10 protein-coding genes are annotated in these 14,172 nt (G+C 65.2%); 3 read left to right on the forward strand and 7 right to left on the reverse strand.

The window, feature by feature from the left end:
• Positions 1–237 precede the first annotated feature (237 nt).
• On the reverse strand, positions 238–4,008 hold the full coding sequence (locus IVB26_RS19650) for a vitamin B12-dependent ribonucleotide reductase (protein WP_247967005.1): 3,771 nt from the start codon (positions 4,006–4,008) through the stop codon (positions 238–240).
• 761 nt (positions 4,009–4,769) lie between these two features.
• Here IVB26_RS19650 and IVB26_RS19655 point away from each other — a divergent pair.
• Entirely contained in the window at positions 4,770–5,666 is an 897-nt protein-coding gene (locus IVB26_RS19655) for a DMT family transporter (RefSeq protein WP_247967006.1), read from the forward strand.
• A 107-nt stretch (positions 5,667–5,773) separates the two neighbouring features.
• Here IVB26_RS19655 and IVB26_RS19660 read toward each other — a convergent pair whose 3' ends face one another.
• The 3 genes from IVB26_RS19660 to IVB26_RS19670 form a co-directional block, all read right to left on the reverse strand.
• A complete protein-coding gene (locus tag IVB26_RS19660; RefSeq protein ID WP_247967007.1) occupies positions 5,774–8,020 on the reverse strand; it encodes a CHASE3 domain-containing protein in 2,247 nt (748 codons plus the stop codon).
• Entirely contained in the window at positions 8,017–8,433 is a 417-nt protein-coding gene (locus IVB26_RS19665) for a response regulator (RefSeq protein WP_246932572.1), read from the reverse strand. The genes IVB26_RS19660 and IVB26_RS19665 overlap by 4 nt, the downstream gene beginning before the upstream one ends.
• A gap of 380 nt (positions 8,434–8,813) precedes the next feature.
• A complete protein-coding gene (locus tag IVB26_RS19670) occupies positions 8,814–9,467 on the reverse strand; it encodes a BA14K family protein (RefSeq protein WP_247967008.1) in 654 nt (217 codons plus the stop codon).
• 245 nt (positions 9,468–9,712) lie between these two features.
• On the opposite strand from IVB26_RS19670, the gene IVB26_RS19675 reads away from it, so the two are divergent.
• Positions 9,713–10,120: an NADH:ubiquinone oxidoreductase subunit NDUFA12 gene (locus IVB26_RS19675; protein WP_246932161.1), complete on the forward strand. Its 408-nt coding sequence runs from the start codon at positions 9,713–9,715 to the stop codon at positions 10,118–10,120.
• Between the two features lie 780 nt (positions 10,121–10,900).
• Here IVB26_RS19675 and IVB26_RS19680 read toward each other — a convergent pair.
• A complete protein-coding gene (locus tag IVB26_RS19680) occupies positions 10,901–11,587 on the reverse strand; it encodes a DJ-1/PfpI family protein (protein WP_247967009.1) in 687 nt (228 codons plus the stop codon).
• A 95-nt stretch (positions 11,588–11,682) separates the two neighbouring features.
• Here IVB26_RS19680 and IVB26_RS19685 point away from each other — a divergent pair, with 95 nt between their 5' ends.
• The gene (locus IVB26_RS19685; RefSeq protein WP_247967010.1) at positions 11,683–12,621 is read left to right on the forward strand and encodes a GlxA family transcriptional regulator; all 939 of its coding nucleotides are present in this window, start codon (positions 11,683–11,685) and stop codon (positions 12,619–12,621) included.
• Positions 12,622–12,771: 150 nt separating this feature from the next.
• On the opposite strand, the gene IVB26_RS19690 is transcribed toward IVB26_RS19685, so the two are convergent.
• Positions 12,772–13,035, reverse strand: coding sequence for a hypothetical protein (locus IVB26_RS19690; RefSeq protein WP_247967011.1), 264 nt, complete (start codon positions 13,033–13,035; stop codon positions 12,772–12,774).
• A 130-nt stretch (positions 13,036–13,165) separates the two neighbouring features.
• Entirely contained in the window at positions 13,166–14,170 is a 1,005-nt protein-coding gene (locus tag IVB26_RS19695; RefSeq protein WP_247967012.1) for a Na+-dependent transporter, read from the reverse strand.
• Between the last annotated feature and the right edge of the window lie 2 nt (positions 14,171–14,172).

Genomic DNA, 14,172 nt, shown 5'->3' on the forward strand with positions numbered 1-14,172 from the left:
GACGCGCATCGCCGCTAAACAGGATGCGGCAATGAATCTTTGCATCCGTTGGGACATCGCGAGCATCTTTCAGTCGGAATAGCGCGTTCCGAGCCTCTTCGCGCGCGTTAGGCGGGAGCCATAGTATTCCTCCCGTAATGAATTGCTCAGCCTTGCTTTCGTCGCACAACGCAAGAGGCCGCTCAAATACGAGCGGCCTCGGCGATACAGTTGGAGTGTTCGGTCCGGTCAATGGGCTTAGCTACACCCCGTCGTGCTGCCGCAAGTATCGCACTTCATGCAGGTCCCATTCCGCACCAGCGTGAAGTTGCCGCACTCCGAGCACATCTCGCCCTCGTAGCCCTTGGCCTTCGCCTCGGCGCGGCGCTCGGCCTTGCTGGGGACGGCGACCGTTGCGGCGCTGCCGGCCTTGCTCCACTGGAGCTGCTCCAGCTTTTCCGTCGGCGAGAGGTCGTGCTGGACTTCCTGCTTCAGGGCAACGGCGCCTTCGAGGGCATCGCTGACGCGGGCTGACGCACCGTGCGCCAGGGCCGTGACCTTGCTGCCGCCGGAGGGCGCGCTGTCGTTGCCTTGGGTGACCGCGGCGCTGCCGCCGCGCATCACGACGAGGTTGTCGGTCCGCGAGCGGGTGAGGCCGCGCGACACCAGCTTGGAGGCGTGGTGGCCCGCGTCGCCGTCCGGCTCCTTGCCTTCCTCGACGCCCTTGCCGAGCGCGTCGAAGTTCGACTCGGTCGGATCGACATGGGCGAGGTCGAAGCGCGACATGTAGCTCACCGCGAGCTCGCGGAAGACGTAGTCGAGGATCGAGGTCGCGTACTTGATGCTGTCGTTGCCCTGCACGGGACCCGCCGGCTCGAAGCGGGTGAAGGTGAAGGCGTCGACATATTCGTCCAGCGGCACGCCGTATTGCAGGCCCAGCGACACCGCGATGGCGAAGTTGTTGATGAAGGAGCGGAGCGCCGCGCCTTCCTTGTGCATGTCGATGAAGATCTCGCCGAGACGGCCGTCGTCATATTCGCCGGTGCGCAAGTACACCTTGTGGCCGCCGACGACCGCCTTCTGGGTGTAGCCCTTGCGTCGGTCAGGCATCTTCTCGCGCTCGCGCATCACGATGATGCGCTCGACCAGCTTCTCGACGATCTTCTCCGAGACCTGGGCGGCACGCGCCGCCATCGGCTTCTCGTAGAGTGACTCGACCGCGTCGTCCTCGTCCTCGTCATCGCTGATGAGCTGAGAGTTGAGCGGCTGGGAGAGCTTGGAGCCATCGCGATAGAGCGCGTTGGCTTTCAATGCGAGCTTCCACGACAGCATGTAGGCGGACTTGCAGTCCTCCACCGTGGCGTCGTTCGGCATGTTGATGGTCTTGGAGATCGCACCCGAGATGAAGGGCTGCGCCGCCGCCATCATGCGGATGTGGCTCTCGACCGACAGATAGCGCTTGCCGATCTTGCCGCAAGGGTTAGCGCAGTCGAACACCGGATAGTGCTCGGCCTTGAGGTGCGGGGCACCTTCCACCGTCATCGCGCCGCAGATGTGGACGTTGGCCGCCTCGATCTCGCGCTTGGTGAAGCCGACGGCCTGGAGCAGGTCGAAGCCCGGAGCCGCAATGGCTTCGGCACCGATGCCGAGCTGATCGCGGATGAAGTCTTCGCCAAAGGTCCACTTGTTGAAGGCGAACTTGATGTCGAAGGCGGTCGGCAGCGCCTTCTCGACCTTGGCGATGGCTTCATCGGTGAAGCCCTTGGCCCTGAGGGTCGAGGCGTTGATGCCGGGCGCGTTGGAGAGCGAGCCGTGGCCGACGGCGTAGGCTTCGATCTCCGCGATCTCGCTCTCGCGATAGCCGAGCGCGCGCAGCGCTGCGGGGACCGCGCGGTTGATGATCTTGAAGTAGCCGCCGCCGGCGAGCTTCTTGAACTTCACCAGCGCGAAGTCGGGCTCGATGCCGGTGGTGTCGCAATCCATGACAAGGCCGATCGTGCCGGTCGGCGCGATCACCGTGGTCTGGGCGTTGCGATAGCCGTGCTTCTCGCCGAGCTCGAGCGCCGCATCCCAGGCCGCCTGCGCGTGGCTGACGAGGTCAGCTTGCGGGCAGGAGACGAGGTCCATCGGCACCGGGTTGACGCTGAGCGCCTCGTAGCCGGACGCTTCGCCGTGGGCGGCGCGGCGGTGGTTGCGGATCACGCGCAGCATGTGCTGGGCGTTCTTCTTGTAGCCGGGGAAGGTGCCGAGCTCGGCGGCGATCTCCGCCGAGGTCTTGTAGGTGATGCCGGTCATCACGGCGGTCAGCGCGCCGCAGAGCGCGCGGCCTTCCTTGCTGTCATAGGGCAGGCCCATGGTCATCAAGAGGCCGCCGATATTGGCGTAGCCGAGGCCGAGCGTGCGGAACTCGTAGGAGAGCTCGGCGATCGCCTTCGACGGGAACTGCGCCATCATCACCGAGATTTCGAGCACGATGGTCCAGAGCTGGCAGAGGTGCTCGTAGCCCTCGACGTCGAAGCGCTTGGTCTCGGTGTTGTAGAACGTCAGCAGGTTTGCGGACGCCAGGTTGCACGCCGTGTCGTCCAGGAACATGTATTCCGAGCACGGATTGGAGGCGCGGATGTCACCGGACGCCTTGCAGGTGTGCCAGTCGTTCATGGTGGTGTTGAAGTGCAGGCCCGGGTCGGCCGACGCCCAGGCGGCGTAGCCGATCTTTTCCCAGAGATCGCGCGCCTTCAGCGTCTTCGTCACCTTCTTGGAGGTGCGGGCGTTGAGATTCCAGTCGCCGTCGGTTTCCACGGCGCGCAGGAAGTCGTCCTTCAGCGAGACCGAGTTGTTGGAGTTTTGCCCGGAGACGGTGAGGTAGGCTTCGCTATCCCAGTCGGTGTCGTAGGTCTCGAACTGGATATCCTTGTAGCCCTGCTTGGCGAACTGGATGACGCGCTTGATGTAATTGTCGGGCACGAGGCTGCGGCGCGCGAGCTTGATCTCGCGGCGCAGGGCAGGGTTCTTCTCGGGGTCGAAGCAATCGTCGCCCGAGCCTTCGCAGTTGACGCAGGCCTTCAGCACCAGCTTGAGGTGCTTCTGGTTGATCTTGGATCCCGTGACGAGGGCGGCGACCTTCTGCTCCTCCTTCACCTTCCAGTCGATATAGGTCTCGATGTCGGGGTGATCGACGTCGACGACGACCATCTTGGCGGCGCGGCGCGTGGTGCCGCCCGACTTGATCGCGCCGGCGGCGCGGTCGCCGATCTTGAGGAAGCTCATCAGGCCGCTCGAGCGGCCGCCGCCGGAAAGCTTTTCGCCTTCGCCGCGCAGGCGCGAGAAGTTGGAGCCGGTGCCGGAGCCGTATTTGAACAGGCGGGCTTCGCGGACCCAGAGGTCCATGATGCCGCCCTCGTTGACGAGATCGTCACCGACGCCCTGGATGAAGCAGGCGTGCGGCTGCGGATGCTCGTAGGCCGACTTGGACTTGGTCAGCTTGCCGGTGAAGGGGTCGACGTAATAATGGCCCTGGCCGGGACCGTCGATGCCGTAGGCCCAGTGCAGGCCGGTGTTGAACCATTGCGGCGAGTTCGGCGCGACCATCTGCATGGCGAGCATGTAGCGGAGCTCGTCGTAGAAGGCCTGGGCGTCTTCGTCCGAGGTGAAGTAGCCGCCCTTCCAGCCCCAATAGGTCCAGCAGCCGGCGAGGCGGTCGAACACCTGCTTTGCGCTGAGTTCGCTGACATAGCGCTCCTTCTCGGGCAGCGCGGCGAGGGCGTCAGTGTCGGGCACGGAGCGCCACAGGAAGGAGGGGACGGATTCCTCCTCGACCTTCTTCAGGCGCGCGGCAACGCCCGCTTTGCGGAAATATTTCTGGGCGAGCACGTCGGAGGCAACCTGCGACCACTCGGTCGGGACCTCGACGCCGTCCATTTTGAACACGACCGAGCCGTCGGGATTGCGAATCTCCGACGTGGTCAGGCGGAAATCGATTCCCGCGTAAGGTGACTGTCCCTGGGTGGTGTGGCGCCGCTCAATCCGCATGGTCTTGCCCCGTCCTTTTCTTTGACCGGTCCCGCCCCTCGTTGAAGGCGTGCCGGGTCGACATTTCGTTTCGCGAGTCCTTTTGGCCGTTCGGCCTTGGGCATCGCAGTTCAGCCGGTGGACCCGGCCCTTGTTCTCCCGACGCGATTCTTCGATGCGTGCATCGATCATCCGCCGGCATGTCCAGACACATCCGCCCCCAAGGGGATGGGCCCGACATGCGTTCAACGCCCCACAGTCACTTCAACAATTGCCATGCGAGCCTGTTGCCGGCCCGTTCTGGCGCCCGAAAAGTCCGCTATCCGAGGGCAGACAAGCCCTCATCCGCTGCCTTTGGCTGGCGGGCGGAGTGTCGATTTGCGAGACCCTTTGGGGGAGTGCCGGCGGGACGCAAACTCACTCGCGCCGAACGGACCGAAAGCTAGGACTCTCCGTTGCGCCCGTCAAGAACTAGTGCGAGTTCCTGAATCAAATACTAAATATGGTGGATTGCGGGGGATAACAGGGGGTAAGCCCGCGCCTGTTGTGGAGCCAAGTATCAGTGAGTCCTCAGGGATTCCCAACCGAAAAAATTTGCATCCCGTGGTGATGCGGATGCTTCATCCCGCTGTTCACAGGGCAGGTATATTTTTGGGCAATGGGGTTGCGTCAGCAGGACTCACGTAGCCCTACGGAAGCCGAGGGCAGGCATGTCCGCCGCGGTGGTGGTTTGGGCCGCGAATCCGCGCCAAGCTGGCGCTCGATTTTGCCGGACTGCCCTCATGCTTGATTCGACCCGCCGGGATGCGCGACCGCGCATCGCCCCGGCCGGCCTGATGTTCCTCGCCATCACCTCGATCGGCTGGGGCTTCAATTGGCCGGTGACGAAATTCCTGCTCTCCGAGCTGCCGCCGCTGACGCTCCGTGGCGTCACCGGGGTGCTGGGCGCGCTGCTGCTCGCAGGCCTGGCGGTCATGCGCCGGCAGAGCCTCAAGGTGGAGCCGGGCATCTGGCCGCGCCTCATCACCGCTGCCGTCCTCAACGTCACCGGCTGGATGGTGCTGATGGGCCTGGCGCTGCTCTGGCTGCCGGCGAGCGAGGCGGCGCTGATCGCCTACACGATGCCGGTCTGGGCCTCGATCATCGCCTGGCCGGTGCTGGGCGAGCGGCCGACGCTGCTCCGCACGCTGGGGCTGGTGATGGCCTTTGTCGGGCTCGCCTCGATCATGGGCGGCAACGGCGTCACCGCCAGCGTCGAGAAAGCGCCCGGAATCATCATGGCGCTGTGCGGCGCGCTCGGCTTTGCCATCGGCACGGTATTCTCGAAGCGGTACCCGATCCATCTGCCGCCGATCACAGCCGCGGCCTGGCAGATCGGGATCGGCTGCCTGCCGATCTCGATCATCGGCCTCTTAGTCGAGACCACGCATCTGTCAAACGTGACGCCGCTCGGCTGGTGGCTGCTGGTCTATTCGACGGTGGTGCAGTTCTGCATCGCCTATGTCAGCTGGTTCGCAGCATTGGCCCGCCTGCCGGCCTCCGTCGCTGCGATCGGCACCATGGCGGTGCCCGTGATCGGCGTCGTCGCCTCCGCGATCGCGCTGCATGAGCCGCTGGGCCCGGGGCAGATCGCGGCGCTGGTCTTTACGCTCGCGGCCGTGGTGCTGGCGACGCGGTGAGCGTGGCAACGTGTCGTCCGTAGGATGGGTAGAGCGCAGCGAAACCCATCAATTCTGGCCGCGCGGCGAGACGATGGGTTTCGCTGCGCTCTACCCATCCTACGATGTTAGCTCACCCCGCCCAGCGCCTTCCTGATCATCTCCGCGAGCTGGTTGCGGCGGTAGGGCTTTGTCAGCAACATCACGCCATCGTCGAGCTTGCCGTGGTGGACGATGGCGTTGTCGGTGTAGCCGGAGGTGTAGAGCACCTTCACGCCGGGCCGGCGCTTGGCCACCTCTTCGGCGAGGTCGCGCCCGCTCATGCCGCCGGGGATGACGACGTCGGTGAACAGCAGATCAAACGGCTCGCCGGCGTCGATCAATTCGAGCGCGGCCTTGCCGTCGGGCGCGGCCACCGTCCTGTAGCCCAGGCTCTGGAGCTGTGCGGTGACGAAGTTGCGCACGAGATTGTCGTCTTCGACGACGAAGATGGTCTCGGCGCCGCCTTCGGCCTGCGGCGCGAGGGCAGCGGCGACATCCGTCGTGCCTTCGCCCGGCGGCAGATAGAGCTTGATCGTGGTGCCGTGGCCTTCTTCGCTGTAGATCTTGATGTGACCGCCGGACTGCTTGACGAAGCCGTAGACCATGGAGAGGCCGAGGCCGCTTCCCTTGCCGACCTCCTTGGTGGTGAAGAAGGGCTCGAACGCCTTTTGCTGAGTCTCCACGGACATGCCGGTGCCGGTGTCGCTGACGGCGAGCATGACGTAGGGACCGGCCACAACGTCGGCATTGGCCTGCGCATAGGCCTCGTCCAGCACGGCGCGGTGAGTCTCCAGCAGCAGCTTGCCGCCGTTCGGCATGGCGTCGCGCGCGTTGATCGCCATGTTGAGCACGGCATTGGTGAGCCGGGACGGATCGATGTGGGCGGTCATCGGCCCCGGTTCCAGCACGGTCTCGATCTGGATCTGCTCGCCGAGGGTGGGGCGCAGGAGTTTTGCGATGTCCGCGATCGCAGCGTTGATCTCGACGTTGCGCGGCTGCAGCGGCTGCCGGCGCGCAAAGGCGAGCAGATGCTGGATCAGCTCGGCGCAACGCTCGGCGGCATCGTCGATCAGCCGCGCCGCGCGCTGGAGCTCGGGCTGCTGTTTCAGGCTCGCTACCAGCGTCTCGGTGTTGCCGGAGATCACGGTCAGCATGTTGTTGAAGTCGTGCGCGACGCCGCCGGTCAGCTTGCCGATCGCATCCAGCTTCTGCGACTGGTACAGCTGTCGCTCAGTCTCGCGCGACATGGTCGCGTCGTGATAGACCAGCACCGCGCCGGAGATGTTGCCTTGTCCGTCCAGCATCGGCCGGCCGCTGATCATGAGGTGGCGGGGAGGATTGCCGCTGTGCGGGCGGACGATCATCTCCAGATTCTCAAACTTCTCGCCGCGCAGCACGCGCACCGAGGGCAGCTCGTCGGCCTTCATCGGCGTGACGCCGTCGCCCTGAAACACGTCCGACAGCGCGCGCAGATTGCGCAGGTTCATGCCGGTGCGATGCAACAGCATGCGCTCCGCGGCCGGATTGGACAGCAGGACATTGCCGTCGGCGTCGATGACCAGCACCGCCTCCGCCATGCTGTGAAACGTACTTTGCAGCACGTTGACCGACAGGCGCAGCTCGTCATGCGCGGTGACCAGGTGCTCCGTGCGTTCGGCCACCGCCGCGGCAAGTGCCTCCTTGGCGGCCGTGGTCTCGGTCAGCGTGCTCTGGAGCTGCACCGTCGCGCGCTGGCTCTCGCGCATCACCAGCGCGACCAGCAACAGGATCAGCACGGCGCCGGCGACGTCGATGCCGAGCAGCACGACGCCGGTGCGACGCGAATCCTGGGAGCGCGCTGCGAGCAGGCGTTCTTCCTCCGCGCTCAGATGGTCGAGATTGCCCATCACCGTGTCCATAAGGCCGCGGCCCTCGGCCTTGCCGTTGAGCGCGGCAATGCCGGCCTCGTCGTTCGCGGCGCGCAGGCGCATCGCGGTCGCGGCGATCTCGACCCGGCGCAGCGCCAGCGGCTCGGTGCCCTCGAGGAGCGCGACCTGATCGGGGTTGTCGCGCACGCCGCGCTTGAGGTCGGCGAGGGCCGGCGCGATCTGGGCGTGGACGGATTCGAATTCGCTGCTGAAGGCCGAACTGCGGTACAGTTCAAAGCCGCGCGCGGCACTCTCGGAGCGGCGCAGCAGCACGCGCAGATCGGAGATCTTCTTCTGCACCTGGACGGTATGATTGATCCACGCCGCGTCGGACCGCGACTTGACGTCGAGGGCGATCGAGGCTGCGGTGATGATCAGGAGGATGGCAAGTCCAGCACCGAGAATGACGCGCTGCGTTGGAATCAAGGGACTTCTTTCTTGTCCTTCGGCTGCGCGCTCTCGCCCGTGAGGCATTCCCGGATCGTGGTCAGCAACGCTTCGGGCGTGAACGGCTTGCGCAGGCAGCGCGTTGCGCCGAGCTCCAGCGCCATGCGGAGGAAATCGGGAGAGGGCGAGGCGGATGAGGCGAAGGCGTAGCCGGACATCGCGATCAGCGGAGTAGCCGGCGCGCGCTCATGGAAGATGCGGATGGACTCGAAGCCGCGCATATGCGGCATGAAGATGTCAACCAGCATCACCTCAAAGGCCTGCGCTTCCAGCGCAGCCAGTCCTGTTTCGCCACCGTCGGCCAGCGTGACGTCGAAGCCCTGACGTTGGAGGAGGACCTCGATGGTCGCGCCGACCATCGGATCGTCATCAACCACGAGAACACGCGGCATGACACTTCCCAGCAATCGAAGTCCCCACGACGGTGATACAGGTGAATCGCGCACCGGGTCAATTTTGGATTGGATCAGGGTAGATATGCACGGTGCGGTGCATAGGATGAAGCGGGTTCCACGGGGCTGAGCCCGCTCAGGCCGTCTGCGCACGGGCGACAGCGCGCGACACGCGAGTTGCGAGCAGATTCGATGAGGTTGAATCAAACTCGAAGGGGCAAGGCACGACGAATCCGAACGGCAAGAGGCCGTTCAAGACATCGTCGCTGCTTTTTCCAAGCTCTTGGATAAGTCCGCGCGTCACCATCGCGCTCGAAGGGCGGCGCCGGCCATCACCGGCGCCGCCCTTGCGAGGTGTCGCATCGATCGTTCAGGCCGCCTTACGGGCAGGGATGCCGCTGGCCGTCATAACCGAGATAGGTGCCCGAAGCGGGGTCATAGGATCTGTAGCGCTGCGCGCAATAGGCTGCATCGCCGCCGCCATCGGGGACCACCGCCACTGTCGGCTCATCATAGTAGCTGCCATAGTAGTAGGGATCATCGTAATAGCTGCCGCCGTAATAGGCGTACGAGCCGAGGCCGCCGATCGCTGCCCCCGCCGCGAAGCCGGGCCAGAATCCGCCGCGACGATGATGGTGATGCCAGCCACCGCCGTTCCAGTTGCCGCTGCGGCCTTGCCAGGTGCCGCCTGCAAAGTTGCGGCTGACGCCACCGGTGAAGGACGTGCCGCCGCTCGGACGTACCGCTGGGCCGGCCGCGAAGTTGCCGCCACCTCCGTGGAACGCGGGGCCGCCGCCCATCCGTGCTCCGCCGCCACTGAAGCCGCCGCCGCCCATGCGCGCGCCACCGCCACCACCGAAATGAGCGCCGCCGCCGCCACCGCCGATGTGAGCGCCGCCACCACCGCCGCCGATGTGGGCACCACCACCGCCCCCACGGCCGCCGCCGCCGGGCCCCTGTGCGAAGCTCGGGGAGGTCATGGGTAAAACGAGCGCCAGCGCTGCGGCGGCGCTCAAAACTTTCAGACTGTTCATGGTCAAACTCCTTTCCCGGAAGCAAACCCTATGAAAGGGCTGGGGTTCCTGGGATCACGCCGGTTTGCGTGTGACCAGAAGCCTCGCTCGCGATCCCTGTACCCGGCATGAACGGATCGCGTCCGATTTGCGGCAGCCTTTGTGTTGCGGCCGCGCATTTGGGGACGAGTACCGCGGCCCCCGCCGAACTGGACATTTCGCCGCCCGGATGGCATCAGGGCCCGACGAAGCAGGGCCCTTGCCGCATGAAACAATTCTTCCTCAAGTTCTTCACCTGGTGGAATGGCCAGACTTTTGGCACCCAACTCTGGACCAAGCGGTACGGGGAGCTGGTCGGCCAGGATGAGCAGGGCAATCTCTACTATCGCACCCGCGGCGGGGCGGTCGATCCGACCCTCGGCTTCGAGCGGCGCTGGGTGGTCTACAACGGCTATGCCGAAGCGAGCCGGATCCCGCCGTCCTGGCACGGTTGGATCCATCATGTCGTCGATGTGCCGCCGACCGAGGCCAACTACCAGCCACGCGAGTGGGAAAAGCCGCACCTGCCCAATCTCACCGGCACGGCAAAGGCCTATCGTCCATCCGGCTCGACCCTTGCCAGCGGCAAGCGGCCGAAGGCGACCGGCGACTATCAGCCCTGGACGCCTGGCTAGTCTTTCGGCCTCCGCGATCTTCATCGTCAAATTGGATGCATGCGCATCCGCCGCACCTTGCTGTGGACAATGGGAACAGCGGGGACGGCGGTTGCACGGTCGTTGCGCCAACGCGGGCGATGCGGCTCAATAATCCCATCTTACGGAGATGGGAGACCATCGCGTTCGGTTCGGGCAACAGTTCGCGACTGTCCCGAAATGCAGCGGCCGCCGACCAGGACTCGATCGGGAGATAGGCCCCCGATCTGGAAGCTCCGAAATCGCCCGATGAAATGTGCAGCCGTCGTAAGACAGGAAAGGCCGCTTGGGAAACCGAGCGGCCTTTTTCTTTGAGGGATCAGCACGAAGGTCTCGTGCCCCGGACGCAGCGCAGCGTCTGTTCGACGGTGCGCTGCAGAGCCGGGGCCCATGCCGCAACGGACCGTGTGGCTTTCTGGGTCCCGGCTCTGCGCAGCAGCGTTGCACGCTGCAGCGCGTCCGGGACACGAGAGAAACGCATGCCGCTGCCTCATACTCCGTCATTGCGAGCGCAGCGAAGCAATCCAGACCTTTTGCCGCGGAAAGACTCTGGATTGCTTCGCTGCGCTCGAAATGACGATGCTGATGCAGTTGTGCGACCAGACTCGGTTCGTGCCCCGGACGCAGCGCAGCGTCTCTTCGACGGTGCCTGCAGAGCCGGGGCCCCAACTTGCAGGGACCGTGTAGCTTCCTGGGTTCCGGCTCTGCGGAGCGTCACTGCGCGCCGCACCGCGTCCGGGACACGAGATCATTCGGCGCGCGCTACATTACCCGCTCGGCCGCACGCTTGACCGCTTCAAGCCGCCGCGCCTGGTTCTGCGCACCGCGCTCCCTGAGCAGAGCCAGCACTTCCGCCGGCGCAGTGTCGGGCGAGCCCGAATTGAACGGCGGGGCGGGATTGTATTCCATCTGGAGCTGGATTGCTTCCGCCATGGTGCGATCGATCATGATCGACACCAGCGTCAGCGCGAAATCGATTCCCGCGGTGACACCGCCGCCGGTGATGCGGTTGCGGTCGACGCAGACGCGCGTCCTGGTCGGCGTGGCGCCGAACTGGCCGAGCATCTCCATCGCGCTCCAATGGGTCGCGGCGCGGTAGCCCTTGAGCAGGCCGGCGGCGCCGAGCGCCAGCGATCCCGTGCAGACGGAGGTCACGTATTTTGCGCCCTCGGCCTGCTTGCGCAGAAAGGCGAGCACCTCCTCATCGTTAAGCAGGTCGTTGGTGCCGCCGCCGCCGGGCACGCAGATCACGTCGAGCTGCGGGCAATCCACGAACGTCGTGGTCGGCGTCAGCATGAGCACGGAATCGCTCGGCACGGGCTCGATCCGCTTCCAGATCAAGTGCAGCTTTGCGCCGGGCACCATGGAAAACACCTGCAAGGGACCCGTGAAGTCGAGCTGGGTGACGCGCGGAAACACCAGGATTCCGATCTGGAGCGGTGACGACATCGGCAGGTCCTCCAAAGATGAGCTTGACGCGCGAAGATTTGCATGATGCCTTTGTGTCTGAAATGGCATAATTCCCTCTATTTCGGACATGGCCTATGATCGGCATCCTGATCTTCCCGGATTTCCAGCTGCTCGACGCGGCCGGCCCGATCTCGGTGTTCGAGGTCGCGGCACGCTGCGCCGGCAAGCCGCTTGCGCTCCGCGTGCTGGCGCTGAATGCCGGGCCGGTGCGCAGCTCATCGGGCGTCGAGATGATGGCGCGTGATTTCAAGTCGGCGAATGCGATCACGACGCTCGTGGTCGCGGGCGGCGCGGGCGTTGCGGATGCCGCGCGCTGCGAAGTCACGCGCGCCTTCGTGCAGCGGCTGGCGCGGCGCGGCGTACGCGTCGCGAGCGTCTGCTCGGGCGCCTATGTGCTCGCCGAGGCGGGTCTGCTCGACGGCCGCCGCGCCACCACGCATTGGGGGCGGACGCGCGATTTCGTCGCGCGCTATCCGAAGGTGAAGTTCGAACCGGACCAGATTTTCACCCGCGACGGCAATGTCTGGACCTCGGCCGGCATCACCGCGGGCATCGATCTGGCGCTGGCGATGGTCAACGAGGATCAGGGCGAGGAGATCGCGCAACAGGCCGCGCGCCACCTCGTGCTGTATCATCGCCGCAGCGGCGGCCAGTCGCAGTTTTCCTCGCTGCTGGAGTTTAAGACGCCGAACGGCCGCTTCGGCGCGCTGTTGTCTTGGGCACGCGAAAATCTCGACGCGCCGCTGACGGTGGAGGACCTCGCCGATCGCGCCGGCATGAGCGCGCGGCATTTTGCCCGCGCCTTCGCCGCCGAGACCGGCACGACGCCCTCCAAGGCGATCGAGCGGCTCCGGCTCGAAGTCGCTCGCGAGCGCGTGCAGTCCTCGCGCGAGGGGATCGAGCTGGTCGCGGAAGCCACGGGCTTCCGTGATCCCGAGCGCATGCGGCGCGCCTTCATCCGCGCCTTCGGCCAGCCACCGCAGGCGCTGCGGCGCGCGGCCCGGGCGGGGTAGGGCGCCGCATCGCGAGGTCCGCGCAAGAGCGGATGCGGATGAAGCACAAGCCAATGTCCGGCTTGAGCCCAGGAGGCGACATCCGCCGGAGCGACTTAGGTCACGAAAGTGGCCTCCGCGCCGAGGCTCGTAGGCCGTAAATCAAGTCCTTTACCGCCGCACTCCAACGCGATTGACGCCCCCATTTAAATTGCCTCCGGCGTTGTGACGGACAGCAGCACGCGCCACCGGACGAGGCCTAAGTACGACGCCGGCCCTTGCGACGCAACCTGTCGGATAGCCAACATAAGTGCAGTAGATAACCGCCTCGGCGGGTGCCGGAGCGAGAGTGGCTCCGGCAAGCCCCAACAGAATGCTGGCTGCAATCCCGGGAACTGTCGCTGATCTGATCGAAAGACCCTTTCGCTGATGCATGGTGATCCTCCTCATTGCACTTGCGAACGTGACTGGTATCGCCCAAGCCTCGGCTGAGCCAACCTGAGTGCCAGTTGAGGTTTGACCTTGATGTAGATCAACGGCGGCAGGACTTGGGCTTCATGCACGCCTAGCTAGTGCTATTGCCGTCGCCCCGCTCGACACCTCCGCGCAGCGTCAAGTGCCGCGCGATCGGCATCAGCAAGTAGGGCGCAAGATGAATTGGAAATTGCGTCATCGCGAAATACAGCCAGGTGGTGGGCGGCAATGCGCCGGCCGTTGCCGCCAGCATCAGGCCGAGATTGCGCTGTGACACCATCAGCCCGAGCGCCAGCGCACGCTCGGTGCCGATGCGGCGGAACAGCAATGTGGTGATCGCGAGCAGCGTGAAGTAGATCGCGAAGGACAGAGCTGCGAGGGCGATGGTGAATATCGGCTGTGCAAGGAGGTCGCTCACGACGTCGCCCATGATCGCGGCCGCGAAGATGAAGAGGATGACGATGTTGAGACCGTCGATCGGCGTCTTGTGACGCTGGATCCCCTCGGCGCCGAACATCCATCGGATGACTGTGGCAGCCAGCAGCGATGCTGCAAGGATGCCAAGCAGTTTCAGGCCCAGCGTCAGCGGTGTGATGCTCAGCATGTCGCCGAGGAAGATGCCCGCGAACATCGATGCCGTGAAGGGCACCAGCGCGGTCGAGGTCACCAGCGTGATCAGCACGAGCGTGGCATCGAGACCCATCAGCGCGGCGAGGGCCGGGGAGGCCATCATCGGTGAGGCCATGCTCTGCAGCATCAGTGCGAGCGAAAGCCCGGGCGCGCGAGCCGTGAGCCCGGTTGCGTGTGCGATCAGACCGACGATCAGCGGCACGCCGATCGTGGTCCAGGCCGTGGCAGTTGCAACCAGCGCCGGTCGGCGCAGATGGCCGTAGAGGGCGGCCAGATCGACCCGCATGAACGAGATGCAGAGCAGGCAGAGGATTGCCTCGGTGAGATAGGGACGCAGCAATGCGCCGAGCGGTGGCACCGCGGCCGCGATGAACACGACAGCGGCTACTCCGCGTGTGCCTTGGCTGCCGAGCCAGCTCAGTGCGCGCAGCGGGAGGGCGACGATGGATTGGAGCGGAGAAGCCATGC

This window comes from Bradyrhizobium sp. 195, assembly GCF_023101665.1.
Taxonomy (GTDB): domain Bacteria; phylum Pseudomonadota; class Alphaproteobacteria; order Rhizobiales; family Xanthobacteraceae; genus Bradyrhizobium.

Coding starts and splice junctions, on each gene's coding strand:
- IVB26_RS19655 (WP_247967006.1), top strand. CDS start 4,770: ATGCTTGATTCGACCCGCCGGGATGCGCGACCGCGCATCGCCCCGGCC.
- IVB26_RS19685 (WP_247967010.1), top strand. CDS start 11,683: ATGATCGGCATCCTGATCTTCCCGGATTTCCAGCTGCTCGACGCGGCC.
- IVB26_RS19675 (WP_246932161.1), top strand. CDS start 9,713: ATGAAACAATTCTTCCTCAAGTTCTTCACCTGGTGGAATGGCCAGACT.
- IVB26_RS19670 (WP_247967008.1), bottom strand. CDS start 9,467: ATGAACAGTCTGAAAGTTTTGAGCGCCGCCGCAGCGCTGGCGCTCGTT.
- IVB26_RS19680 (WP_247967009.1), bottom strand. CDS start 11,587: ATGTCGTCACCGCTCCAGATCGGAATCCTGGTGTTTCCGCGCGTCACC.
- IVB26_RS19665 (WP_246932572.1), bottom strand. CDS start 8,433: ATGCCGCGTGTTCTCGTGGTTGATGACGATCCGATGGTCGGCGCGACC.
- IVB26_RS19695 (WP_247967012.1), bottom strand. CDS start 14,170: ATGGCTTCTCCGCTCCAATCCATCGTCGCCCTCCCGCTGCGCGCACTG.
- IVB26_RS19690 (WP_247967011.1), bottom strand. CDS start 13,035: ATGCATCAGCGAAAGGGTCTTTCGATCAGATCAGCGACAGTTCCCGGG.
- IVB26_RS19650 (WP_247967005.1), bottom strand. CDS start 4,008: ATGCGGATTGAGCGGCGCCACACCACCCAGGGACAGTCACCTTACGCG.